The 26,989-nt window shown below is 34.6% G+C and carries 24 protein-coding genes; 12 read left to right on the forward strand and 12 right to left on the reverse strand.

Annotated features, from left to right (window positions below):
* Positions 1-137: 137 nt before the first annotated feature.
* The gene (locus ABW637_RS01970; protein WP_367582949.1) at positions 138-671 is read left to right on the forward strand and encodes a hypothetical protein; all 534 of its coding nucleotides are present in this window, start codon (positions 138-140) and stop codon (positions 669-671) included.
* An 8-nt stretch (positions 672-679) separates the two neighbouring features.
* A complete protein-coding gene (locus tag ABW637_RS01975; protein ID WP_367582950.1) occupies positions 680-1,168 on the forward strand; it encodes a nuclear transport factor 2 family protein in 489 nt (162 codons plus the stop codon).
* On the opposite strand, the gene ABW637_RS01980 is transcribed toward ABW637_RS01975, so the two are convergent.
* The 6 genes from ABW637_RS01980 to ABW637_RS02005 all read right to left on the reverse strand — a co-directional run bounded on the left by ABW637_RS01980 (position 1,165) and on the right by ABW637_RS02005 (position 8,446).
* Entirely contained in the window at positions 1,165-1,812 is a 648-nt protein-coding gene (locus tag ABW637_RS01980; protein WP_367582951.1) for an HAD family hydrolase, read from the reverse strand. The two genes, ABW637_RS01975 and ABW637_RS01980, sit on opposite strands and share 4 nt — an antisense overlap.
* Before the next feature lie 100 nt (positions 1,813-1,912).
* The gene (locus ABW637_RS01985) at positions 1,913-4,321 is read right to left on the reverse strand and encodes a TonB-dependent receptor plug domain-containing protein (RefSeq protein WP_367582952.1); all 2,409 of its coding nucleotides are present in this window, start codon (positions 4,319-4,321) and stop codon (positions 1,913-1,915) included.
* Between the two features lie 4 nt (positions 4,322-4,325).
* A complete protein-coding gene (gene recO / locus ABW637_RS01990) occupies positions 4,326-5,045 on the reverse strand; it encodes a DNA repair protein RecO (RefSeq protein ID WP_367582953.1) in 720 nt (239 codons plus the stop codon).
* On the reverse strand, positions 5,042-5,569 hold the full coding sequence (locus tag ABW637_RS01995; RefSeq protein ID WP_367582954.1) for a DUF4136 domain-containing protein: 528 nt from the start codon (positions 5,567-5,569) through the stop codon (positions 5,042-5,044). The genes recO and ABW637_RS01995 overlap by 4 nt, the downstream gene beginning before the upstream one ends.
* Before the next feature lie 292 nt (positions 5,570-5,861).
* The gene (gdhA, locus tag ABW637_RS02000) at positions 5,862-7,205 is read right to left on the reverse strand and encodes an NADP-specific glutamate dehydrogenase (RefSeq protein ID WP_367582955.1); all 1,344 of its coding nucleotides are present in this window, start codon (positions 7,203-7,205) and stop codon (positions 5,862-5,864) included.
* A gap of 101 nt (positions 7,206-7,306) precedes the next feature.
* A complete protein-coding gene (locus tag ABW637_RS02005) occupies positions 7,307-8,446 on the reverse strand; it encodes a cystathionine gamma-synthase (RefSeq protein ID WP_367582956.1) in 1,140 nt (379 codons plus the stop codon).
* A 137-nt stretch (positions 8,447-8,583) separates the two neighbouring features.
* Here ABW637_RS02005 and ABW637_RS02010 point away from each other — a divergent pair, with 137 nt between their 5' ends.
* Entirely contained in the window at positions 8,584-9,363 is a 780-nt protein-coding gene (locus ABW637_RS02010) for a DUF3298 and DUF4163 domain-containing protein (protein WP_367582957.1), read from the forward strand.
* Positions 9,364-9,479: 116 nt separating this feature from the next.
* Here the strand turns inward: ABW637_RS02010 and ABW637_RS02015 are convergent, their stop codons facing one another.
* On the reverse strand, positions 9,480-9,935 hold the full coding sequence (locus ABW637_RS02015) for a DinB family protein (RefSeq protein WP_367582958.1): 456 nt from the start codon (positions 9,933-9,935) through the stop codon (positions 9,480-9,482).
* Between the two features lie 213 nt (positions 9,936-10,148).
* Here ABW637_RS02015 and ABW637_RS02020 point away from each other — a divergent pair, with 213 nt between their 5' ends.
* Complete coding sequence (locus ABW637_RS02020) at positions 10,149-10,502, forward strand: arsenate reductase family protein (RefSeq protein WP_367582959.1); 354 nt, start codon at positions 10,149-10,151, stop codon at positions 10,500-10,502.
* The gene (locus tag ABW637_RS02025) at positions 10,495-11,388 is read left to right on the forward strand and encodes a DMT family transporter (RefSeq protein WP_367582960.1); all 894 of its coding nucleotides are present in this window, start codon (positions 10,495-10,497) and stop codon (positions 11,386-11,388) included. Before ABW637_RS02020 ends, ABW637_RS02025 begins: the two co-directional genes overlap by 8 nt.
* Here the strand turns inward: ABW637_RS02025 and ABW637_RS02030 are convergent.
* Positions 11,380-11,856: an acyl-CoA thioesterase gene (locus ABW637_RS02030; RefSeq protein WP_367582961.1), complete on the reverse strand. Its 477-nt coding sequence runs from the start codon at positions 11,854-11,856 to the stop codon at positions 11,380-11,382. The two genes, ABW637_RS02025 and ABW637_RS02030, sit on opposite strands and share 9 nt — an antisense overlap.
* A 93-nt stretch (positions 11,857-11,949) precedes the next feature.
* On the opposite strand from ABW637_RS02030, the gene ABW637_RS02035 reads away from it, so the two are divergent.
* A complete protein-coding gene (locus ABW637_RS02035) occupies positions 11,950-12,858 on the forward strand; it encodes a helix-turn-helix domain-containing protein (protein ID WP_367582962.1) in 909 nt (302 codons plus the stop codon).
* 3 nt (positions 12,859-12,861) lie between these two features.
* Here ABW637_RS02035 and ABW637_RS02040 read toward each other — a convergent pair whose 3' ends face one another.
* A complete protein-coding gene (locus ABW637_RS02040) occupies positions 12,862-13,233 on the reverse strand; it encodes a hypothetical protein (RefSeq protein ID WP_367582963.1) in 372 nt (123 codons plus the stop codon).
* A 237-nt stretch (positions 13,234-13,470) separates the two neighbouring features.
* On the opposite strand from ABW637_RS02040, the gene ABW637_RS02045 reads away from it, so the two are divergent.
* A complete protein-coding gene (locus ABW637_RS02045) occupies positions 13,471-14,238 on the forward strand; it encodes an SDR family oxidoreductase (protein ID WP_367582964.1) in 768 nt (255 codons plus the stop codon).
* 204 nt (positions 14,239-14,442) lie between these two features.
* On the opposite strand, the gene ABW637_RS02050 is transcribed toward ABW637_RS02045, so the two are convergent.
* Positions 14,443-14,970: a hypothetical protein gene (locus ABW637_RS02050; RefSeq protein ID WP_367582965.1), complete on the reverse strand. Its 528-nt coding sequence runs from the start codon at positions 14,968-14,970 to the stop codon at positions 14,443-14,445.
* Positions 14,971-15,097: 127 nt separating this feature from the next.
* Between ABW637_RS02050 and ABW637_RS02055 the strand changes: the two genes are divergently transcribed.
* Positions 15,098-16,021 carry a LysR family transcriptional regulator gene (locus ABW637_RS02055; RefSeq protein WP_367582966.1) on the forward strand — a complete coding sequence of 308 codons (924 nt, stop codon included), beginning with the start codon at positions 15,098-15,100 and terminating at the stop codon, positions 16,019-16,021.
* Positions 16,022-16,077: 56 nt separating this feature from the next.
* On the opposite strand, the gene ABW637_RS02060 is transcribed toward ABW637_RS02055, so the two are convergent.
* Together ABW637_RS02060 and ABW637_RS02065 are read right to left on the reverse strand one after the other, a co-directional pair.
* Positions 16,078-17,040 (reverse strand): sodium-dependent bicarbonate transport family permease, encoded by a 963-nt coding sequence (locus ABW637_RS02060; protein ID WP_367582967.1) that lies wholly within the window; start codon positions 17,038-17,040, stop codon positions 16,078-16,080.
* Positions 17,041-17,085: 45 nt separating this feature from the next.
* A complete protein-coding gene (locus tag ABW637_RS02065) occupies positions 17,086-17,373 on the reverse strand; it encodes a hypothetical protein (RefSeq protein ID WP_367582968.1) in 288 nt (95 codons plus the stop codon).
* A gap of 494 nt (positions 17,374-17,867) precedes the next feature.
* Between ABW637_RS02065 and ABW637_RS02070 the strand changes: the two genes are divergently transcribed.
* The 4 genes from ABW637_RS02070 (at position 17,868) to ABW637_RS02085 (ending at position 26,817) form a co-directional block, all read left to right on the forward strand.
* A complete protein-coding gene (locus ABW637_RS02070; RefSeq protein ID WP_367582969.1) occupies positions 17,868-18,869 on the forward strand; it encodes a bestrophin family protein in 1,002 nt (333 codons plus the stop codon).
* A 112-nt stretch (positions 18,870-18,981) separates the two neighbouring features.
* Positions 18,982-22,008 carry a CHAT domain-containing protein gene (locus ABW637_RS02075; RefSeq protein ID WP_367582970.1) on the forward strand — a complete coding sequence of 1,009 codons (3,027 nt, stop codon included), beginning with the start codon at positions 18,982-18,984 and terminating at the stop codon, positions 22,006-22,008.
* A 12-nt stretch (positions 22,009-22,020) separates the two neighbouring features.
* Complete coding sequence (locus ABW637_RS02080) at positions 22,021-23,019, forward strand: YheT family hydrolase (protein WP_367582971.1); 999 nt, start codon at positions 22,021-22,023, stop codon at positions 23,017-23,019.
* Positions 23,020-23,181: 162 nt separating this feature from the next.
* Complete coding sequence (locus tag ABW637_RS02085; protein ID WP_367582972.1) at positions 23,182-26,817, forward strand: S8 family serine peptidase; 3,636 nt, start codon at positions 23,182-23,184, stop codon at positions 26,815-26,817.
* The last annotated feature ends 172 nt before the right edge of the window (positions 26,818-26,989 follow it).

Consider the following 26,989-nt stretch of genomic DNA (forward strand, 5'->3'; position numbering starts at 1 on the left):
AATCTATACTTATGCATTTGTTGAACCTCAGGTAGAAATCTACCTGAGGTTTTTATTTTTTGAGTGAAATCAATAATTTAAAAATCTAATTGGCATAATTATCCTATTTTTGAGTCTTTATTAGTAAAAAAACGACGATGAGATTACTTCTTCTTTTAGGAATTATAACAATTTGTTTTGGATGTAAAAATGAAAATACGTCTGAGATGAAACCAGAAATTAAGGAAGAAAAGTTAGATAGCTTATCTAAAGAAAAAATTAAATTAGAGCTTTTAAAACTATCACCTCAAGCCGAAAAGGACCTTGAAAGTTTTGAAGATTTTCAGAATCTTAGAAATATTATGCACTCTCTTCATAGTGCGAATGCTTTTTATGCAAACCAATATGCAGATAGTGTAGATGTCCTTATTGGTACTTTTGAAGAAAATCTTTCAGAAGATTTAAATGTAAACACCATCAACTCCCGTATTACAGTTCTTTCTACAGAATCAGGCTTACTCGTTCAATTATCTGAGAAGAAAAAAACCAAATCAGAAGATATTCTAAATGCCAATAGCCGCTTGATTAAAGCCTATAACAGCTTGATTATTCAATTAAATGAATTGTCTTTGGCAATCCCCGAAAATATTGAAAAAGAACTACTAAGGGACCAAGAAGATGAGGAAAAATAACTAAACATATGCAACGACTAATTCTATCCTTTTTACTTTTATTTTGTAGTTATTGTTTTGCACAACAAAATAATGACATCGATACTACGATTGAAAAATGGCATAAAGCTGCAGCTGAAGCTAATTTTGAAGCCTATTTTGGTCTCATGACAAATGATGCTATTTTTATTGGTACCGATCCTACAGAAAACTGGAATTATACCGATTTTAAGGCATTCGCTAAACCTTATTTTGACAAAGGAAAAGCCTGGAGTTTTTCTACGTTAGAAAGAAATATTTTTGCAGAAAACGATGCTAAAACTGCTTGGTTTGATGAGCTTTTAGATACCCAAATGGGTATATGCCGCGGAAGTGGTGTGTTACAAAAAACAGCAAAAGGTTGGAGAATTAAGCATTATGTATTATCCATAGCAATACCTAACGAAAATGTAAAAGAAATTACCGAACTTAAAAAGAAGTTCGATACAACCTTGATAGAAAAGTTAAGAGTGAATTAGAATGAGAACAAACTTTGTTTAAATTCGTTCAAATCATCAAAACAAGATTTTGCTCCGTTATTAATAAGTCTCTGTTTATTCTTGGTTCCAATTCCTACAAAATCTAGTGATAAATTCTGAGCGGTTTTTAAATCCCAAACCCCGTCTCCAACCGATATAATTTGATCAAATTGATCTTTATTATAAAAAGCTTTAGCTCTTTCTATAGCATCTAATACAAAACCTTCTCTGGATTCGTGTGTTTTTGAGGTCGCCAATATACTTTCGTCATACCATAAATCACACTGCTCTAGTTTTATCATCGCAGGTTTTGGCAATGCACCGGTTGCAAAGCAAAACGAAATTTGATGGTCTCTAAAAATATCCAGCAAAGATTTAGCGCCTCTAATTTCTTTTACGGGCTCAAATTTACCCATTTGATGTACAAGATCGGTTTCAAAATCATCTATCAAATTACTCGGAAACTCTTTCTTAAAATTACGCTCAAAATTATAGCGTAACGCATAGCTATCGGTATGATGTTTATAGTTATTATAATCGGTATCAATATCAATAATCCCTAGAGTTTGTAAAGACTTGGTAACCGAAATTAAATACATGGGTACACTATCTGTAAGTGTACCGTCGATGTCGAATATGAACAATTTATTTTTCAGAAATACGAATTTTATAAATTCTGATCTTTACCAGAATAACAATTAATAAAAAACTTCAACCACTATATATTGAAGTATTATATTCTAATTAAAAAGAATACTTTAACGAAGCAATAAAATTTCTTCCTGCTGCAGCTACACCAGAAGAATAGGCTCTATATCGCTGATCGGTAATATTTTCAACCGAAAATATCCCTTTCAGATTCGTTGTGATTTGATATTGTGTTCTTAAGTTAAGCGTATACCATGATGGAGAATATGGATTTCCGTTCTCATCTTGGGCATATAAAAATGCATTGTTTAGTTGTGATGGCGCTAAGTCTTCAAAATCAAACTGACCATTATAAACCGCAAAGGTATCAATAACCCATTTGTCTGATGTAAATGTAAGATGCGTATTCCCAAATTGCGGAGAAACATGTCTTGATGGGGTGGTGTCTCCATCATCTAATTCTTCTTCTCCTCCCACAAAAGTATACTGGGACACAAATTTAAAATTCTTAGCAAACTCATATTTAATTCCAGCTTCAAAACCATAAATCCTGGCCCTTGCTGCATTTTGTATAGCTTGTACGTTACTTAATTCTCCTCCAAAATCGATTTGAGTTTCGCCATTAAGGTCAAAGTCTCTACGTACTAATGCATTATCCAGATAGGTAAAATATGTTGCCAAATCAATAGAAAAATTGCTTCCGATGGTTGCACTAAGTCCTAATTCTCCATTATACGCATATTCTGGCTTTAAATCTGGATTTGGTACCACTACCGAACCCGGTTCTGAGTCAAAAATCTTCCCAACATCATCAATATTAGGGGCTCTAAAAGCCGTAGAGAAGTTTAATTTCCATTGCAGGATATCATTGGGTAACCAACTTAGTCCTGCTGTTCCTGTAAGGGCATCGGTATCTATATTTGCTTCATCGAAAGGGAAGTCAAAAAACTCGTTGTCAAATTCTGAGTACAGTATGATCCTATTATATCGCAGTCCTCCCTGAAATCTAAGATCTTCGCTAAACTTATTTTTAACACTTGCGTAGGCCGCTATAGATTGCCAAGTAGATCCATCTGGATATCTTGAGGGTGCATTTACTTGCTCTCCTGTTTCGATATTAAGTTCTGAACCATCAGAAAATACATTGTTCAAAATGTATTCTAACCCATAGTAGAGCGATGTTTTCTTAGTAAATTTCTTTTCAAAATCTAAGTTCAAAGAATAGGCATCTACTTGTTCCTGCGTTCTTTCTAAGCTAGTACTTTCAAAATTGCGATCATTTCTACTTTCTTCAAAAAATTGATAGGCCGCAGTAATCTTCATTTCATCATAAAGATTGTTGTTTGATTTCTGAGAAACTTGCAAGTTCCCCATAAACCATTGTTGTGGGCCATAATACCACTCGGCAGACCTTAGATTACCATTTCTGCGCCTGATCAAACGATCATATCTTGGATAATCTGAAGTTGTTGTGTAAATAAGACCAAGATTAAAATCCCAAGTTTCGTTGGGCATAAAATGAACCTTTTGCAACACATTTATTTGATCATATCCTGTAAAAACCTGCTCTTCGGGGTCCTCATTTTGAACTACTACATCTACTCCGTTTACAGTTTGTACATATTCATTACGTAAATAATCATCAGGACCATGACTCCCCATCTTTAGATCATCAAAATCGGTGTAGCTCACACTGGTTAAAAATGCCCATTTTTCTAATCCAATATTAAAATCAACATGACCAGTCATTTCATTACTGGCACTTGCATATCGCGCCAGTGCATTACCACTAAATTTATTCTCACCCCTTATTGCAACCTTGGGCTGAGCGGTATAAAAATTCATCACACCACCGACAGCATCACTACCATAAACTACCGATCCCGGTCCTAGAATCACTTCTGTTCTTTCAATGGTAAAAGGATCTACAGATAATACATTTTGCACATTCCCTCCTCTAAAAATTGCAGTATTCATACGTACTCCATCTACAGCAAGTAACAATCTGTTGGTAGAAAACCCCCTAATTATAGGACTCCCCCCTCCTAACTGGCTTTTTTGTATAAATACCTGACCGCTACTTTGTAATAAATCTGCAGATGTTTGTGGGGTAGCCATTGCAATATCTTCTGAAGATATGCTCACTATTTTTTGCGAAATATCTTTTTTATCCTGCTCCCATTTAGAAACTGAAATAACTACTTCAGAAAGTAAATTTTCATCTTCTTCGAGAAATACTATATCTTTTGCATTACGTATATCAGATTTTGAAAGCGTAAGAGGTGTATGTAATGAATGAGTGAAGTATAATATTTCATTATCAGAGAATTCAGAAATATTGGCCTTGCCATCAAAATCGGTTATTACTTTTCTTGATTTTTCTTTATTTTCTATGACTACCTCAGGAATCGGAGTGTTAGAAGTCCCACTTAAAATGGTAATTTCTTGCGCATTTGAACATTCAAAACAACATAAAATCAACAAAAATGTAATAAATAAACGCATTATCTTAATTAAAAATTTCGCTTAAAACCGAAAGTGATTTTGGTTTCTTAAAACCGTGCAAATGTAGTTCAAAATATACTAATAGCATAGCAAGAACATCACTTCGTGTACTCTTGGACAACCTAATGCTCATACTGCCCTCAAATGTTGTGCCCAAAAATTCTTTGAATCGAGATATATGCTCTCCCTTTACACAATGCACATTGCTACTGGACGCCTGAAAAACTCCATCCTGCATATTAAAATAATCCTGTTCTATTTGTGATATATCGGGGAAAAAACCAAGGTATTGCGTTAGTTTTATTAAAAATGTAATATGAAAATTGCCAATAGTAGCATGTGAGTCTAACCAAAGTAATGCAGTTTCGAGATACTCGAATAAGTCTGTATTGGTTTCTTCCTCGTGAATTGAATTTTTTAGAATATCTGAAATAAAAAAGACCAAAGCATTTTTTACCACATCGGTATGCAGCGAAGAATAATGCGTTAATACTCTAGCTTCTTTAAGTCGTTCTAATGCTCCTTTATTTTTATGATATGCTTCTATTTCTATAAGCATTAATGGTTGAAAGAGCGAGGAACGTATTTTTCCTTTTTTAGATTTTAATATTCCTTTTTGTAAATATGTTCTTAACCCACTAGTTTTAGTAAACAATGTGATTATTAAGTCTGCTTCACCATATCGTAAAGAGTGTATTACTATTGCGGGAGATTTAATAATCATTCTTTTTTCTTAGGCGGAAATTTAGCTAAGGATTTTTCAATAATCTTTTGAAAGAAATTGGAACGCCCATCTGGAGAAGCATTAACATAAAAACGTTTTTCGGCAATCGCCTGCCATATCAATTGGCCTTTTTTTGCATCAACAAAATCGGTGGTAAGTTCTAAAAAGGTTTGCGGTCCTCCTATAGGAATAGCACCTCCAATACCAATATTAACACCTCCACCACCACTGCCTACTCCCACACCTATACTATTACGCGAAGATCCTTCTTTGACAATGGTTTTAAAATCTATATAGATATCCGGGGTTTCGGATTTGGTATATCCCTGGGCTTGCAGTGCTGTTTCGGTTGCTGCTAATAGTCGTTTTTGATCAAAATCACTAAGCCCAGAATCCATCTCGGAGAAAAAAGCATAGGTTTTGTAAACCAAAAAATCTTGTTGCTCATCGTAATCATGGGCTACATAAGTACTCCCACATGAGCTTAGGATTACTAAAAAAAGTGTATAAACTATCTGCTTCATAAAAAATTAATTATGCTACCTATTGTGTATTTTGGAAGTTGTAAATCAAAAAAGCATTAATTCGAGTGGTTTTTCACAGTGAAACGAAGAAAAATTGTATCGAAAATAGCTTTGAGATAAAATTCTATTCTCGATACACTTCTCCCAATGGTCGAAGCACTCGAATTGACGAATTTTAATCTAAAAAAATCAAAATGCACAACAGATTTATACTATAAAAATACATAAGAAAAATTAAAGCCATTTGAGATAAACTCAAACGGCTTTTGATTTATTACGATTCGATTGTATTTTATATCACTCCTTGTGCAATCATTGCATCTGCAACTTTTACAAAACCTGCAATATTTGCTCCTCTTACATAATCAACATAGCCATCCTTATCTGTACCATACTCAAGGCAGGCAGAATGTATTTCTTTCATGATTTGTCTAAGCTTTTCATCAACTTCAGCACGGGTCCATTTATAACGCAAAGAGTTTTGTGTCATTTCTAATCCAGAGGTAGCAACCCCACCCGCATTAGAAGCTTTACCTGGTGCAAAGAAAATTTTTGCTTCATGAAATACTGCAATAGCTTCATGTGTACTAGGCATATTTGCCCCTTCACTAACACAAATACATCCATTGGCTACCAACATTTTAGCATCATCTCCATTCAATTCATTTTGAGTTGCACATGGTAGAGCTATATCACATTTTACTTCCCACGGCGTTTTTCCTTTATGAAACTCTGCCGATGGATATTTATTTACATATTCACTTATACGGCCTCTTCTTTCATTTTTAAGCTCCATCACAAAGGCTAGTTTGTCTGCATCGATCCCATCTTTGTCATACACATAACCAGATGAATCAGACAATGTAACTACTTTAGCTCCTTCTTGCATTGATTTTTCTGCAGCGTATTGTGCTACGTTTCCTGAACCAGAGATCACAACCACTTTACCATCAAAAGAATCACCTTTCGTTTCTAGCATATTTTCTGCAAAATATACAGTACCATATCCAGTTGCTTCAGGTCGAATAAGTGATCCCCCCCAAGTAATACCTTTTCCGGTTAACACTCCTGTAAATTCATTTCGCATTTTGCGATACATCCCGAATAAGAATCCGATCTCGCGACCTCCTACTCCTATATCTCCTGCAGGAATATCAGTATTAGGTCCTATATGTCTATACAATTCGCTCATAAAACTATGGCAAAAACGCATAATCTCATCATCAGACTTTCCTTTTGGATCAAAATCAGAACCTCCTTTACCTCCTCCCATAGGAAGTGTGGTTAAACTATTTTTAAATACTTGTTCGAAAGCAAGGAACTTTAGTATACTAAGGTTAACCGAAGGATGAAAACGTAGTCCACCTTTATAAGGCCCAATTGCAGAATTCATTTGGATTCTGTACCCTCTATTTACATGTATTTCTCCTTTATCATCTACCCAAGGTACACGAAACATTATGGCTCTTTCTGGTTCTACCATTCTTAACAGAATGTTCTTCCCATTATAAATTTCTTTTGTCGCAATGTACGGGATTACAGTTTCTGCAACTTCTTGTACTGCTTGTAAGAACTCTGGCTCATGGGCGTTACGAGCTCTTACTTCTTCCATAAATGCATCTATCTTTGCTTGCATATGTTAATTGGATTAATAGATTCTTATCTAAACGTTGATTTATTGTGTCAAATATATGATATTCCTAAAAAAACCGTGCTCTTTTTTTTAATTTAATAACATTACCCTATTGCCTGTTCTAAATCTGCAATTAAGTCATCTACATCTTCTATTCCCACACTTAATCTAATTAAAGAATCTACAACCCCTGTTTTTTCTCGTTCTTCTTTTGGGATAGAAGCATGTGTCATACTTGCCGGATGGCCAGCAAGACTTTCTACACCCCCAAGAGATTCTGCCAAGGTAAAAATCTTTAAATTCTCTACTATTTTAATGGCACTATTATAGTCACTACCTTTAGTAACGAAAGAGATCATTCCTCCAAAACCATCCATTTGCGCTTTGGCAATATCGTGATTAGGGTGGTCCTCAAAACCTGGCCAGTATACCTTTTCGATTTTAGAGTGGTTTTTAAGGTATTTTGCAATGGCTTCTCCATTTTCGCAGTGACGTTGCATACGAATGTGTAAGGTTTTAATTCCTCTTAAGGCTAAGAAACTATCTTGCGGCCCACAAACAGCACCACTTGCGTTCTGAATGAAGTATAGCTTCTCTGCAATTTCTTCATCTTTTACAATTAAAGCTCCCATAACGAGATCACTATGCCCGCCGATATATTTTGTAGCGCTGTGCATTACGATATCTGCTCCAAGATCCAATGGCCTCTGTAAATAAGGAGTAGCAAATGTATTATCTACAGCGAGAAGTACATTATGCTTTTTGGATACCTCGGCGATAGCTTTAATATCAATAATATTCATCATGGGATTGGTAGGTGTCTCAACCCAGATCAATTTTGTATTTTCATTTACGTAGTCGGCTACTTTATCTGCATTTTGCATCCCGATAAAGTGAAACTTGATCCCAAAATCTTCAAAAATCTTGGTAAACAAACGATATGTTCCCCCGTATAGGTCATTGGTAGAAATTACCTCATCACCAGGCTTTAGTAATTTGATGACTGCATCGATTGCTGCTAATCCAGATCCAAACGCTAATCCAAATCTTCCGTTTTCGATACTCGCCAATGAATTTTCTAATGCTTTTCTTGTTGGATTGTGTGTTCTGCTATATTCAAACCCCTTGTGACCTCCGGGTGTTGTTTGGGCATAAGTTGATGTTTGATAAATTGGGGGCATTACTGCACCATAAGCCGGATCATGTTCTTGTCCCCCATGTATTGTTTTGGTATTAAATTTCATTTGTTTTTTGTTGTTTTAATGACCAAATGGAATTTCTTTAATAAGAAAAAATTAACTTGCCCGTTTTTATGTTAAAAAACTGAACAAATGTATGATTTAATTCGTTTTAATCATATTTCAATGAATATCTTTAGTAGATGATTAACACAAAACCTAACACCTATTCAAAAATTGTTGTTGTACTAGTAATTTTAATGGGTTTATCGAGCTGTACAAAGAGGGAATCTTTCACTTTTGAAAAGCAAAATTTTGCAGTAGATCAAATGCTCGATTGTAGCACTATAGATTGTGCTTCTTTAGAAATTAATTTATTGAAGGTTACTGATGATTCTCAAATCTCTTCAACTATTAATAAGGAAATCGAAAAAGTTGCTTGTGCGGTTTTAAATATAGGCGAAAACCAACCAGAAGGATCGATGAAACAAGCCATGCAGGAATTTAATAATTCGTATCAAAAAATTAGTACTGAGTTTCCGGATGAAATCGTTCCTTATGAAGCTACAATTGATTGTGAGTTAGGTTTTCAGTCTGAAAGTCTAATATCTGTGGTTATGGATTCTTATGTTTTTACTGGAGGAGCTCATGGCTATGGAGGCATTTCATATATTAATATTGATACCAAAACCGGCAAACGAATAGTAAACACAGATTTGTTTAAAAACTATAAGGGTTTTGTGCATCATGCAGAAAAAGTGTTCAGATCAAAACATGAAATCTTAGAAAGCGAATCCATCAATAGTACGGGTTTCTTTTTTGAAAATGAAACATTTAGTTTACCCGAAAATATCGGTTTTACAGAAAAAGAAGTCATTCTATTTTACAATCCATATGAAATCAGCTCCTACGCCGAAGGGGCAATTGAAATAAAGATGAATAAAGATGAAGTGGCTTCGTTTTTTGCTTTTGAAATTTTGTAACATAATTATATTCTCCCCTTGAGGGGAGATTAAAGAGGGGTGTTTCCTAAAGATTACATCCCCCTTACCCCCTTCAAAGGGGGAATTAGCAAAGTAATACTCTCTAATATACTAGTCTATATAGACTTTTTAAGCGCCAAAACATAGCCCAAATGAATTCCTTCATGAAAATTATTAAAATTCATAGCATCCTGAACAGATTTTAATACGAAACCGGTGCTGGTTAGATATTCCTGAAACCCTTTAAAAATATCTGCTTCAATATCCTTTTCGGTTTGATCTACAGTAGAAAAAAGCAGCGATCTTACCTTGTCTACCTCTTCTTGAGTTACTGCTCCTTCAGTTTTTGTGCCTTTTTTATATTTTTCTACCATTTCTGCATCAACTATCATAGGTAATCCACTTAATTTATACACCAATAGTTGCTGCGTAACTATCACATGAGCAATATTCCATATCAGATTATTCTTAAATCCATCTGGTACTGTATTTAATTGTTCTAATGAATAATTATTCAGGATTTTTTCGAGTAAACGGCGATTGGTTCGAGTGATTTCTAATGGATGTTGCATGAGGTTCTTAATTTTTAGCCAAAAATATGAGTTTTAATTCTGAAATGAATTTCCTTTGTGATGATTTTTACACTTAAAATCACAATAGTGTTTCCTCTCCCTCTGGGAGAGGATTAAGGTGAGGGCTTCCGTATCGACACCCCTCATCCTAACCTTCTCCCCAAGGAGAAGGAACTCGAAATTAATTTTAGAACATAAAAACTATTGAAATTAATGAAAAAAATATATCACCTATCCACTTGCGATACATGTAAACGAATTATCAAGGAATTGAATCCTTCTTCAGAATTTGTAATGCAAGACATTAAAAACGAATCAATTACCACAGAACAAATCGAAGAAATGCAAAAATTTGCCGGGAGTTACGAAGCATTATTTAGCAAAAGAGCCCGATTGTACAAAGAACGTGATCTAAAAAATAAACAATTATCTGAAGAAGAGTATAAAAATCTAATCCTGGAACATTATACATTTCTAAAACGTCCTGTTATTATTGTTGACCATCTAATCTTTGTAGGTAACAGTAAAAAAGTCGTTGAAGCAGCAAATACTGCTATCAATGGATAAAAGAACTGCCGCATTACTTGCCGCATTTGGAGCTAGTTTGATCTATGCGATCAATCATACTGTTGCCAAAGGGGTTATGCCAACCTATATTAAACCTTTCGGGTTTATTTTGTTGAGAGTTGTAGGTGCGGCAATTTTATTTTGGGCAGCATCTATTTGGGCTCCCAAACAAAAAATTGAAAAGAGGGATTGGCCAAGAATAATTGCTTGTGCAATTTTTGGAATGGTCATCAATATGCTCATGTTTTTTAAAGGTTTGCAATTATCGACACCTATTAACAGTTCGGTAATGATTACCGTCTCTCCTATTCTGGTATTTATACTATCGGCCATTCTTATAAAGGAAAAAATCACTTTTTTAAGAACTTTAGGTATTTTATTAGGGTTCGCGGGAGCTTTGGGCCTTATTCTTTTTGGAGCAGAATTACGTCAGGATGCGCCTAATATCCCTTTGGGAAATACTTTATTTATTATTAATGCAGCCTCGTATGCTTTATATCTTGTGTTGGTAAAACCTTTAACCGCAAAATATCATTCGATCACCTTAATGAAATGGTTTTTTCTTATTGGTGTGATTATTAATTTCCCGCTTACGATTTCAGAATTTAATGAAGTGCAATGGACATCATTGCCAATAGATGTTATCTGGGTAATGGCTTTTGTAGTAATCGGTACTACGTTCTTTACCTATTTATTAAACGTATTTGCATTAAAAACACTAAAAGCTTCGACTATTGGTGCATTTATTTACTTACAACCTTTACTAGCCATTAGTTTTGCAATGGCTATGGGAGCAGATTCTTTAAGTATAGTAAAAGTTGTGTCTGCCCTATTGGTATTTCTAGGAGTATATTTGGTGACAAAGACACCTAAAAAATTAAGTTAAATCTACAGGAACCTTGGCAAACTTTCTGGTATCTTCTTTGGTCAACACCTTGAAGTCTTCGGGACGACCTACCTTGTCAAGATCCTTCATAATTTCACTTGGAAGCGGAATTAATTTTCTGGTCTTTAAATCTATCCATGCACCCATCATTTCGCAATGTGCAAAATTACGTCCTTTATAATCATAAAAATTATGTCTGAACTGAAAAAACATGCCGTCTTCACTTAAACCAGAAAGTTCTAGAGAAACTTTGATGGGCCTTCCTAAAAAAACTTCTTTAAAATAATAGATATGTTCATAAAATACTACCGGACCAATATTAAATTTTCCCAGTATACTATTATCAAAACCATGTTCATTTAAAAAAGACATTCGAGTATGTGCTGCCAGCTCTATATATGCCTTATTAGCCAAATGACGATTGGCATCTATATCATTCCATCTAATTTCAAAATCTTTTATGTACATATCCCCATATTTTAGAGTACAAAAATACGAAATAATTTATTATGCACGCATAATAAAAATAGTATTAAAAATACTGTATCTTTAGCTATACCAATGAAAAGTAGTACAAACATAAAGGCTTACGATAAACTCGCTGACCTCTACAAAGATGAAAAGGTCGGGAATACTATTAAGCAAGATGCTGATTTTACAATTCATCGTATGGAAATGATCCATCATAAACCTGTACAATCTCCAGTATTTAGAGCCAATTACTTTTCTTTTATATTAGTACAGCAAGGCAAAAGTTACTATACAATAGACGATCATAAATTCTATACAAAACCAAATACTTTATATTTTACTAATCCTGGTCATTTAAAATCCTTTGGGATTGAAGAGGTGGTGCATGGTTTTATTATTACTTCATCAGAGGAATATTTGAAAGAGCATATTCACAATGCAGTCTTTGAAGAATTTTCCTTTTTATTAACCGAAATGGTACCGCCATGTTTTCTTGATGAAGAACGTTTCATAGAGTTGCATCATCTTGCCGAGCAAATTTTGTTTGAGCAAAACAAAAAATCGGCACTGCGCCATAAAATAGTAAGTTCTCTTTTTATGGTATTCTTACTTAAAGTAAAGGAGTTCTTGTTACAAGATAATTCTTTCAAAATAGCTTATGATAGAGATAGCCAAATTGTCAATCAATTCAAAAAAGATCTAGAAAGTGTTTTTCGATCTGATGCTCTTAAAAATGGTGATCTTCAGGTTGCCGCTTTCGCAGAAGCACAACAGTTACACCCAGCCTACTTCTCTACTGTGATTAAAACTAAAACTGACAAATCTGCCAATAGATGGATTCAGGATAAGATTATTATTGAAGCACAGGCTCTACTATCAAAATCTTCTACTGCCGTCAAAGAAATTGCCTATCAATTAGGGTTTAATGAGCCCACTCATTTCTCGAAATTCTTTAAAAAACAGACGGGATTGACCCCTAATCAGTATCGAAATCAGTGATTTTTAACCAAAAATCTCTTTCCAAGGAATCACGAAAGGTAATGCAACACACCAAATGACAAAAAACATAGCCATTCCATCGGGATATGATTTTTTATGCACTAACGCAGGAAGAGCTACAAACAGCAACCAAGACCCTTTATAAATTAATTGAAAAACCAATACTAAAGCCATCTTCTTAGGATAGAACAATCCCAAGATCGATAGTATAAAAATGGCGCCCCACAAACTTCCAACAAGCCGAATTACTTCAGAATATTGATACGCATTCGAGAAAACCGTCAATGCTGCTTTTCTTGGAAAGAACAAACTTGTGATACTAATCCAGCCAGCGACAAGAATATTGACCAGATAAACAATTTTTAACCCAATCATCTTTGCAATTTTCTTATAAATATAGCGTAATCTTAAAAATATACCCTTCTTCCTAAAAAATGTGCCTTTATGCGCCTTGATTTCTGGATGATATTTGCAGTGTAATAATTGTTCAACCCGTCACTTCGAGTGATTTCGACCTTGGGAGAAATAGTATCGAGAAGTTGTCTGATAAAAATAAGGTCTCGATACACCTCATTTCAATCGGCACTCGACCTGACAATAAAAAAATAAAACATGAAAACTTTAGAAAACAAAATCGCATTGGTTACAGGAAGTAGCCGCGGACTAGGAAAAGAAATGGCAATTAGATTAGCCCAACAGGGAGCCGATATTTTGGTTACCTATAATTCAAACAAAACACAAGCCGATGAAACCGTGAAACAAATCGAAGCCTTGGGACAAAAAGCAGTAGCTTTTCAATTAAATGTAGGTAATGCTTCAATTTTTGATTCATTTTTTACCGAAGTAAAAACCACTTTAGAACAGCATTGGAATGTATCAAAATTTGACATTTTGGTAAATAATGCTGGTATTATTGCACATGAGATGGTGGCTGAAACTTCAGAAACTACTTTTGACAATCTGATGAATATTCAATTAAAAGGACCTTTCTTTCTTACACAAAAAGCACTCGAATTACTAAATGATGGCGGAAGAATTATTAACGTTTCTACAGGATTAGCACGATTTAGTCTTCCAGGGTATGGTGCCTATGCTTCTATGAAAGCCGGTATCGAAGCTTTTACAAGATATTTAGCAAAAGAATTAGGTCCTCGACAAATCACAGCCAATGTTGTAGCTCCTGGTGCGATTAATACGGATTTGAATAAAGATGCATTAGAAAACAACCCAGAATTAGAGAAAATATTATCATCAGTTACTGCGCTAGGAAGAGTTGGAGTAGCAGAAGATATAGGTGGTGTAGTTGCATTTCTGGCCAGTGAAGACGCTCGATGGGTTAATGGACAACGCATAGAAGCTTCTGGCGGAATGTTTCTATAAAAACCTTTACAGATATAATTCATAGAACAACATAACACAATATCTAATATGTTCTAAAAAAAGAGGTTGTCGAATAAGACAACCTCTTATCAATCAATCAACTATGAAAGCATCACATTAAGTATACTGCAGTGGAGAAAACTGCAGCCCTCTACTTAATCCTTTTATATAACTTTTCTTAGACCTAATTAATCTAAGGCCTCTTTATATTTTTAACCGTATCCCAAAGCCTTCAAAATCATTCGCATCTATTGGGAAAAAGTTTTTCTCCATCTTTACTTTTTGAAGGTTTTTGATATTCATATCCCAATGATCATGATATGAAATGTTGGAGGTATCCGATGTTTTTGACTGTACCAATTCTCTTACAGAAAACTCATTACAAATCATTTCATTAATCTTATCTAATGCTTTATTGAGTCTAATAATGTCTTCATTTTCGATATCCTTATGTAGATATTCTAGGTTATGAGATAAATAAGAGATAATTCTATACGAATTACATTCGTGATAGGTGTAATCGTCGAAAACGACAAAGGTTGTGTTTCTATTAAGATCTACTTCGCATAAATCTTTAGAATTATTTAGATTCTCAAAAGATAATGAGGCACAATATCTTAATGGTTTCTCGGTTGTATGTAAAAATAGAGGATCCAAAGTTTCTAGCACATTTGCACTACTACTTCCATACACAAACATTATTACTATTATACTACTTAGGATCTTTTTCATATCTTCTTTACTTACGGTTATACAATCATCTTTATTTTTTATGTTTTTATTTATTGATACACAATATTATAGAAAAATTTTCATATATTTTTATTTATATTTGTAATCATTTACATAAAATAAATTTATGAATTACACATTGCATCAATTACAGATTTTCCTCAAAATCGCCGAGAAAGAGAGCATAACAAAAGCTTCTGAAGAATTGCATTTAACACAACCCGCCGTTTCGATTCAGCTTAAAAATTTTCAGGATCAATTTCCTATTCCACTAACAGAAGTTATTGGAAGAAAACTATACATTACAGACTTTGGTAAAGAAATTGCCCTTGCCGCTCAAAAAATAATTGATGAAGTAAATCAAATAACCTATAAAACAACCGCCTATCAAGGCCAACTATCCGGGGTACTAAAGATCTCTGTAGTCTCTACCGGAAAATACATCATCCCCTATTTCTTATCTGATTTTATTAAACAACATGAAGGTGTTGATTTAGTTCTTGATGTAACCAACAAAGCACGTGTTATACATAGTTTAGAAAAAAATAATGTAGATTTTTCATTAGTTTCTGTATTGCCCAAACAACTACAGGTAGAAAAAACAAAACTCATGGAAAACCAACTGTTTTTGGTCGGGAATAAATCAGAAAATTTCACAAAGAAGAAATATAATAAATCCATATTCGCAAAACTTCCATTGATTTATAGAGAGCAGGGATCCGGAACAAGACATACGATGGAAAAATACATAGAACAAAACAATATTCCGGTTAGAAAAAATATGGAACTTACCTCTAATGAAGCCGTAAAACAAGCCGTAATCGCCGGATTGGGATACTCGATAATGCCACTTATTGGTATTCGTAATGATCTTGAAGCCGGTCGCTTACAAATAATACCAGTACAAGGTTTTCCTATAAAATCAATTTGGAATTTAATATGGTTAAAGAACAAAAAGTTCTCTCCTGTGGCCGAAGCCTTTCTAAACTATGTCGAAGAAAATAAAGAACAGATCATTAGGCACAAGTTTCAAATTCTAAACCACAACTAAATTTTCTGCAATTTTCAATATGCAGAGTGATCCATAACCATTTCTTACGATGCTATTTAAACAATTTGTACTATACACAGATAAAGAGGCAGTCCTACCGTAATATTAAAGGGAAAAGTAACAGCCAGTGCCATAGGAACATACAGCCCTGGGTTAGCTTTTGGAGCTGCCAATCTCATTGCCGCAGGAACCGCTATATAAGAAGCACTAGCCGCAAGAATTGACAATAAGAACCTATTTCCGACACTTTCGATAAACATGGTACTAATAATGGCAACCGCTATACCATTAACAAGCGGAATTACGATAGAAAACACCGTTGCAAACCACCCTTTTTTTAAGAATGAGGATATTTTCTTTCCACTGGTTATTCCCATATCAAGAAGAAAGACTGCTAGAAAACCTTTAAAAATATCGGTTGTAAATGGTTTAATACCCTCTGCTTGTTGTTCACTGGCGAGAAACCCAACAACAAGACTACCTATAATTAATAGTACACTCCCATTAGTTAAGGCATGTTTCAAAACTTTTCCTATAGGGATGGCATCGTTGGTATTCTTATTTAGTATAGACATTAAAAGAACACCTACCATGATCGAAGGAGCTTCCATAATAGCCATTACAGCCACCATGTGACCGCCAAATGGGATTTGCTCTATCTCTAAAAATGAAAGTGCGGTAACAAAAGTCACCGCACTTACTGAGCCATAGGATGCAGCAATCGCACCCGAATCAGAGATGTTATATTTTTGCCTTAATATAAAGAATGTATATACCGGTACAATCAATGCTAGAAAGACTCCAAATCCAAGTGACCAAAAGATCTCTGCACTAAACTCGCTATGCGATAACTCTTGCCCACCTTTAAAACCGATAGACAATAGTAAATAGAAAGAAATAAATTTTGAAGAACTTTCAGGGATTTCTAAATCACTTTTTAATCGCACAGCTATGATTCCAAGGAAAAAAAATAATAGTGCCGGGTTTGTAAGATTATCTACTAATAAATGTAAATCCATAAAATAGTATCTCAGATTTTGAAGTTAATGAACACGTAATTTGTGCTAATTTTTAATTAACGTAATGTGGATATCACTTTCAATCTGTAGTTCTAACCCTTCTTTTTTGGCTTCCAAAATTATTTCTTTAAAAGATTCTTTTGCCTTGATCAGTTCATTCATCCTTTTATATAAATCTGGCGTCTCATCATTGCAATTTTGCTCAATAATGCTTAGTCTTTGCAGCTTATGGAAATTAATTTTCTTGTCGATAAATGTGTTTAAAATGTCTGAAGCTTCAGATGGACTAAAGGTTCCGTCGAGTAATTTGATTTTTTGATCTGTAAGTGTCATAATTTTTGAATTTTAATAATTGATTATTGAATTTTCTTTTTTACATATACCCTTTTATGCTTATCGTTTGTATCCAAATTTTTGAAAATGGAAGTACAAAGCACGATAACGGCACATAGTACTAGCTTATCCATAAACAAGTAGTCATGTAGTGAAGACAAAAAGAAAGGGAATGCAGTTAATACTATTAGCAAGAAATTATTAATACTTCTCATTGATAACATTTTTTTGAGTTGAACTATTGGCTTATATTTTTTTACGTAAAATTTTATGTAAACCGCGTACAAATGTGCGGATACTTATTCATATATTTTTATTTATATTTATAATGATTAGCATAATAAATATTTATGAATAATACGTTAACGAATACTCTTATCTACTTTATTTTTCACATAATCAACAACTTGAGTTGGTCGCGAAAAATTTTCGAATAAAATTCATAAGGTTTTGAAAACCTCTATAGTCTTCTTATTTTAGAACAAAAATTACGCATGTACATCAAACGAAATATTGGCTGGGGACTTATTCTTCGGTATGCCTGGAAAAATGTTTTTTTCTTTCTTATTTATACGGCAGGGATTTTCTCGCTCTACTACTTCTTAGAATGGACTTTTATTGATATTCCTTTTCAACCTCTAACGGTAATTGGTATCGCTGTCGCTTTTTATATTGGCTTTAAAAATAGCCAGAGTTATGATCGTTTTTGGGAAGCTCGCAAAATATGGGGAGGTATTGTCAATTATTCGCGTACTTGGGCTAACCAGGTGCTAAGCCTGGTTAAGGACGATCAACAAACCAAAAGTATTTTAATTCATAGACATGTCGCATGGATCAATGCGTTACGTATTCAATTAAGACAACCTACTTCGTTTAGTCTCAAAGAAAATGCTGCAGTAGAGCGTTTATTCAAAAAACACGGAGAACAAAAACCTGCTTGTGATGCAACCAGAGATTTTGTTTCTGATGAAGAATATATTGAATTATTGCAAAGAAAAAATACCGCTACGCATATTGTAAAAAATCAGGGGTTACATATCAAAAAACTGTGCGATGAAGGAAAAATAACAGAATTCGACAAACAGCTGTTTCATGGTGTTCTTGAAGAATTGTATAATCTTCAGGGAAAATGTGAACGTATCAAAAACACCCCATTCCCCAGGCAATATGCTTATTTTAGCACCGTTTTTACCTGGATTTTTGTATTACTCCTGCCTTTTGGGATGTTGAATGTTTTTGAGTCTGAACTTCAGGATATGCACCAGGATATACAACCCTGGTTTATCTTTTTAATGATTCCATTATCGGTATTAGTATCCTGGATATTTACCACTATGGAAAAGATTGGAAGCAATAGCGAAGATCCGTTTGAAGGTCGCGTAAACGATGTACCTATGACCGCTTTATGCAGAACCATAGAAATCGATCTGCGCGATATGCTTGATGAAGAAAACCTGCCTGAAAAAGTAATACCAAAAGATAATATACTGTATTAATACGTTAGCACTACTCATCAACATATTCTACTCAAAGAAATTCTAAAAACATAATACTTTGGTTATTATGGTAACATTTTTAGTTTCTTTGCCATGCACCATTAATAGATTTATGAAACAATTGCAATTCATTTTTTTAGCACCATTTATATCGATCTTTATTTTTTTAGTTTCATTTCATACTGCTACTGCGCAAGTAGAAACTGATACCATACTTGCTTCGCAATATTTTAATAAAGCAGAGGCTTTATTAAAAGAGAATAAATATGATAATGCTATCACAAGTTTTAAAAAAGCTTTGAAAATTTATGAAAAAACAAAAGATAAAAATCCTGGTAGATATATAACAACAAAAATAGAGTTAGGTAATGTATACCTTACAAAAATAGAGCTCGATTCATCTTTATACTATTTTGATAATGCCTTAAAAACAAGCTTGAAAGAGTTTGGATCAGAAAATTATTTCACATTACGTTGTTATAGCTCTCTAGGAAGTGTATATAGACGCAAAGGAGAATTAGATAAAGCTTTGGAATATAACGAAAAAACTCTAAAGTACCTGAAAAAGATATATGACGAGAATCATATGCACATTGGTCTTATTTATAATAACATCGGTTCTATTTTAATGAACAAGGGGGAAAACGATAAAGCATTAGAATATTATAATAAAGCTTTGAAAATTATTTCATTACAAGTCGATGAGAACTCACCTTACATTTCTATTGTTCTTATGAGCATCGGAAATATTCATAACTATAAATATGAATATGAAAAGGCATCCTCCTACTACAAGAAATCATTAGATATCAAACTTAAAAATTATGGTGAAAATCATCCAGAAATATCAGATGTCTATATAAATTTAGGATTAGTATATCTAAACTTGCAAAAAACAGAACAAGCCTTGTTCTACTATCAAAAAGCCATAGATATTACAACAAAATTATTTGGAGCAAATCATCCAAGTATTGCTTCTGCTTATATAAATATTGGATCAGCATATCGAAACTTGCAAAAAACAGATCAAGCCTTGTTCTACTATCAAAAAGCAATTAATATATTAAAAACATCCTCTCAAAAAAATATTCGAAATACTTCTGGTGCTATGTTCAATATTGGACTCGTATATAAGGATGCAAAGGAATATGACAAGGCATTGATTTATTTTCAAAAAGCCATCGAAAACGAAAAAAAATATAGAAGAATAAATAATCCAACAATAATTGAATCTCTTATAGCTTCAGGTAATTTGTTTTTTCAACAAGAAAAATTTAAAAAAGCTCTAGAGTACTACAATGAGGCTTCAAGAGAAAATCTAATAAAGTCTGTTGAAATAACTTCCAATAAACAAAACAAATACTCTAGTTTAATACATGAAGTGTCTATTTTAGAAAAAAAAGGAAAAGTGTATAGAAACATCTATAAAAATGAAGGTGGTATAAGTCATATTAAATCCAGTAATTCCTGTTATCAGAAGGCAGAAAAGTTCTTGGATATATTAGTGAAAAAAATTAATGACCATAACGACAAATTAGAATTTTCTAAAAACATAAAAGAAATTAATGAAGGAGCTCTATTAACTCAATTTTTATGGTATACAACCCAAAAGGATATAAGAAATCTAGAACAAGCCTTTTACCATGCCGAAAAAAGTAAAGCAAATACCTTAAAAGGACTATTAAACGAATCTTATGCCAAAGAATTTGCAGGATTACCTATAGAACTAATTGAACTAGGAAAAAAACTAAAGACAAATCGAGCGTTCTACCAGTCACAAATCACTGATGAGTTGTCAAGTATTTCTACTGATTCTACAAAAATCAAAGAATATGAAAACGAATTATTTGATATTGATAGAAAACAAGATTCTTTAACTGAACTCTTAGAGAAAAATTATCCAAAATATTATCAACTCAAGTATCAAAACAGTATTATCTCCGTACCAGAGATTCAGAAAAAGTTAAAAGATAATCAGACCCTACTTGAGTTTTTCGTTGCAGATAGTATATTCTATGCATTTACCATTTCAAAAAACGATATCTCAGTAAAAGAATTGGCTACTCCCAAACTCAGAGATAAGGTACAAGAATTTCGCAATAGCATTACATCCAAAAATTTGCAAGAATATAAACAACTAGCGAATCAACTATATAATACACTTTTAGCATCTGTTGCAAACAAGTTTATAGGTGATGAACTTATCATTGTTCCCGACGGTCCTTTATGGCATCTTAATTTTGAGTTATTATTAACACAAAAAGATGATTCTAATAATCCAACAGATTTATCATATTTGTTAAAAGATTATGCAATCACCTATGCTAATTCGGCAAATCTTTTGTTTGCGCCTTTCAAAACAAATGATCAGTCTAAAATATTACAAGAATGTCTTGCTTTTTCTTTTTCTGATAGTACTCATACTACAGAGAGTAATACCATGCGTTTAGCGACACTAAGAAATGCAGGTGATGACCTGCCAGGAACTCGTAAAGAAATTAAAGCGATTGCCGATATTATCGATGGACAATATTATTATGGATCACAAGCTGTAGAAGCTAATTTTAAAAACAACGCGAGTAAGTATAATATTTTGCATTTAGCATTACATGGAGAGGTAGATAATGAACGTCCTGAAAATTCAAAACTATACTTCACCAAAAGTAAGGATACCATTGAAGATAATCTGCTCTATAGTTATGAATTATTTGCACTTGATATCCCTGCAGAGCTTACGGTACTCAGCGCCTGCAATACGGGAACTGGTAAAATTGCTAAAGGAGAAGGGGTTATGAGCCTAGGAAATGCTTTTCAATACGCAGGAACCAAAAGCTTGTTATTAACTAGTTGGGAAGTATCGGATCGAACTACTCCTGAGTTGATGAAATATTTTTATACCAATCTCAAAGCAGGTATGAATAAAGGCAAAGCTTTACAGCAAGCCAAATTACAGTATTTAAAAACTGCCAATATTAATAGAACCCATCCTTTTTATTGGGGAGGATTTTATCTGGTAGGAGATACTTCGCCCATGCACTTTAATGATAACTCTCGATTATATTGGATTTTAGGACTAGGGATTTTAGCATGTCTATTTTTGATTGTATTTTGGTACAGGAAAAATAGCACCAAAAGATAATATCCTGTAGTAATGCCAATCATAACGTCCCCATATACCCCACCTCGAGTATTTAGAAATGGTCACATTTCTACCATTTATCCTAGTATTTTTAGGAAAATTAAAGATATACACCAAAAACGAGAACGGGTTGAGCTAGAAGATGGTGACTTTATTGATATCGATTGGAGTTATGCTGAAAAGAAATCCAATACACTGGCAATCATCATTCATGGTCTCGAGGGTAATGCACAACGGCAATACATAACGGGTCTTGCCAGGCACCTAAATCAAAAGGGTTGGGATGCTGCGGCAGTTAATCTTAGAAATTGTAGTGGAGAGGTCAACCGATTATTTCGATCCTACAATGCCGGAGTAAGTGATGATCTGGATCAAATTGTTAAACATATTGTATCTACCTACGACTATCCCTCGATCTCGATATGTGGATTTAGTTTGGGAGGTAATATTATGCTGAAATATTTAGGAGAAGGAAGATCAATCCCTGCTAATGTAAAAGCAGGTGTTGCCATTTCTGCTCCGTGCGACCTTTATGATTCGTTGTTAGCCATCAATAAACCCAACAACGTTATTTACGAAAAGCGATTTATACGACATCTCAAAGCAAAATTACTAGAGCGACAAGTCGTTTTTCCGGATAAGATAAGTATCTCAGATATCAAAGCCTGTACATCTCTTATGGATATCGATGATTTATATACCAGCAAAGCGCATGGATATATCGATGCGATCGATTATTATACTCAATGTAGCAGTAAACAGTTTTTAAAGACTATAAATACTCCTACCTTAATTATTAATGCAAAAAACGATTCCTTTCTTGGAGATCTGTGTTATCCAATTGATGAAACCAAAGAAAATTCGAATCTTTTTTTAGAAATCCCGAATTATGGAGGTCATGTTGGCTTTTTTCTTCCGGGTAAAACCTACTACAATGAGGCGAGAACCCTCGATTTTTTCGAAAAATCAATCGCTAATAATCCGACAAAGAAGGTTTTTTCTTACGTGTAAAAATATCCGAACAAGCATTACGCCACTGTTAAGGTTTTATAAAGAGTTTTTCCTTCACTTGATCGAAAATGTTTTTTTTACTAACAATATTTTAAGAGTTTTGGCCGTTTCTTGATATTCTTTCAAGGAAATTAAACTAATACTAACTCAAACTCAACAAAAATGAAAAAAAGCTACAGAAGCCTTATTTCGACGATTGGCTTCACGGGGAAAACAGCCAAGGAAATGAGTACCTTTGTTTTTATAACAATGCTACTCTTATCCGCTGGACTTTCGGCACAGAAAGTCGAGGACAAGTTAAAAATTCAACAAAAAAGTAATCTTTCACAACTAAATCAACTTCAAGCTGATTTTACTAAAAAATCGGTATCTCAAAAGCAAGCTGCATTAGCTGCTGCTAAAAGAAATGGATGGGAAGTAAGAACGATCCATGAAGATGGAAGTATATCTGAACTACAAAAAGTAGTTAATGGTAAACCTATCCACTTTACTACATATAACGTCTCTGCTGCCAGATCAACCAGAGCAAATCACCTTAATGCAGGTGGATCTTTAGGATTAAACCTAGATGGGCAGAACATGACGGCTCACGTATGGGACGGTGGTCATGCACGTGCATCGCATCAGGAGTACGATGGTCCAGGAGGAAACAATCGTGTTACCATACAAGATGCTGCTGCCGAAAACGGATTGGATCTTAATTTCCATGCGGCACACGTAACAGGAACCATTATGGCTTCTGGAGTACAAGCAAATGCCAAAGGAATGGCGCCTCAAGCAAAAGTAAACGGATACAAATGGAATGATGACGTAGCTGAAGCGACTACCGCAGCAGCTGACGGAATGTTAGTTTCTAACCACTCCTATGGGTTTAGAGGTGATCAAGTGCCAGACCAATGGTTTGGAGCTTATATTGAAGATTCTCGTAACTGGGATAATGTAATGTTTAATGCTCCCTTTTACTTAATGGTTGTTGCCGCTGGTAACGATGGTAACCAGAATAGTTATAATGCTCAACCACTAGATGGTAACTCTTCATATGATAAATTAACAGGACATTCTACTTCAAAAAACAACTTGGTTGTTGCCAATGCGCAGGATGCCAATGTAAATAGTGATGGTACTCTTGTTAGTGTATCAATCAACAGTTCTAGTAGTGAAGGGCCAACCGATGATTACAGAATCAAGCCAGATATTACAGGTAACGGTACGGGTGTATACTCAACATACGAAAGTAGCGACACTGCATATAATAGTATCACGGGTACCTCTATGGCTTCACCAAATGTTGCCGGATCTCTTTTGTTATTACAACAACATTATAACAACATAAACGGAAACTTTATGAAAGCTGCAACACTAAAAGGTGTGGCTTTACATACTGCAGATGATGCAGGACCTTCTGGACCTGATGCTGTTTATGGATGGGGATTAATGAATACTAAAGCTGCTGCCGAAGCAATCTCTGATAACGGAGGCGAATCTAAAGTTGAAGAATTAACACTAACCAGTGGTCAGACATATACCATTACTGTTGATTCTGATGGCAATAACCCATTAATGGCTTCTATTTCTTGGACTGATAGAGCAGGTACTGTAGTAACTGCTACCAACTCTAATACTCCTGTATTAGTTAATGATTTAGATATCAGAGTAACTAATGGATCAACTACATATAGCCCATACAGATTAACAGGAATTACAACTAATGGAACTGGTGATAACAATGTAGATCCATATGAAAGAATTGATGTTGCAAATGCAACAGGTTCATACACTATTACAGTAACTCATAAAGGTTCTCTAACAGGAGGAAGTCAAAACTTCTCCCTTATCCTTACTGGATTAAGAGGAACCTGTAATGCTACTGTACCAACAGGAGTTACTGCTTCTAATATTAGTTATGATAAAGCTACCATTAACTGGACAAAAGTTCCTAGTGCAACATATGATCTAAGATATAGAGTTGCAGGAACTTCTACTTGGACAACAACCGCTGTTACTGAAAACATAGCAGACATAACGGGATTAACCGAATTAACTTCTTATGAAGTTCAGGTAAGAAGTAAGTGTGCTGATGGTACGACTTCTGCATACAGTAGTACAACTACATTTGCCACTCCAGAATTCCAATTGGTATACTGTGCTTCTAACGGGCAGAGTGTTGCCGATGAATATATCGGGCGTGTTCAATTAGAAACTATTGATAATGCTACAGGAGCTGGAGCTGGAGGATATAATGATTTTACATCAATCGCTACAAGTTTAGCTAAAGGAAGTGACTATACTATCTCTGTTACACCAACCTGGACAGGTACTCAATACAACGAAGGATACGGCGTTTGGATTGATTATAACCAGGATGGAGACTTTACCGATGCTGGTGAACAAGTAGTTACGCAAGCACCTACGCAAACCACACCAGTAAGCGGAACATTTACCATTCCTACAGGAGCAAAAGACGGAAATACAAGAATGCGTGTTTCTATGAAATATAATGGAGCACCAACATCTTGTGAGTCTTTCCAATATGGAGAGGTTGAAGATTATACCGTTACTATAGGTGGTGCAACGGCAGATACACAAGCACCAACTGTGCCAGCTGGTTTAGCAGCGACTAACGTTACCGAAACTACCTTAACACTAAACTGGAATGCTTCTACAGATAATGTAGGTGTAACTGGTTATGATGTATATCAAGGAAGTACTTTACTAGGGACGGCAACGACTACAACTGCAAATGTAACTGGATTAACGGCTAGCACTGCATATCAATTTAGCGTAACTGCAAAAGATGCTGCAGGAAATGAATCTGCTGCGAGCACAGTATTAAATGTTACTACTGCGGGAACAACAGGTGCAGGATGTACATCAGGTATTACCGCTTTCCCATATAACGAAGGATTTGAAAATACATTAGGAGCCTGGACACAATCTACGGCTGATGATATTAACTGGACAGTAGATGCTAGTGGAACACCTTCAAACGGAACAGGACCATCTAGTGCAACTCAAGGATCATACTACATTTTTGTGGAAGCTTCAGGAAGCGGAACTGGATTCCCTAACAAGCAAGCTATTTTAAATTCACCTTGTTTTGATCTTAGTGGTCTTGCTGAGGCAAGTTTCTCATTTAGTTATCATATGAATGGTGCTACCGATATGGGAAGTATTGCTGTAGACGCTAGTACTGATGAAGGCGCTACATGGACCACTATCTGGAGTGAAACCGGTAACAAAGGAAACTCTTGGTTAAATGCTAGTATAGATCTTGCTGCCTATGTTGGTGGTGGTGTTCAACTACGATTTAACAGAGTTACCGGATCTACTTGGCAAGCGGATATAGCTATTGATAATGTATCTCTTACCAATACTACTGGCGGAGGTCCTGTAGATATATGTGCAGGTGTTGCTGAATGGAGTAGCGCTATATCATACCAAACCGGAGATCGTGTAACCTACCAGGGAAGCTTATTCGAAAGAACTGCAACTGGATGGACAAATCTTGGAACTTGTGGTACGACTACAGCTTTTGCTACAACGGCAATTGCTAAAGGACCACCAGTTACTGGTTCTGCAAAACGCTTAGATGTTTATCCAAATCCTTTAAACAATAGCCCAGTACTACATGTTTCAATGAGCAATCTTGAAACTAACGACTATAGATTAGTTAATTTAATAGGGCAAACAGTAGACGAAGGAACAGTTAAAAACAATACGATTAATGTTCAAGGTCTACAAAAAGGATCTTATGTACTTATAATAGGTTCAGAAACTCAACATATTATTGTTCAGTAATAAAACCAATACATAATCAAATTTTAAAAACCCTGAAACCTATACGTTTCAGGGTTTTTTTATACCGTTACGCTACCCAATACACGTGTGCTCAATTTACACTACATCTAAAACTACGGTTTAAGCACATATATTCGAAAAATACATAGATTTTATCGATCAAATACAAAAT

The sequence above is a fragment of the Aquimarina penaris genome (assembly GCF_040786285.1).
Lineage (GTDB): Bacteria > Bacteroidota > Bacteroidia > Flavobacteriales > Flavobacteriaceae > Aquimarina.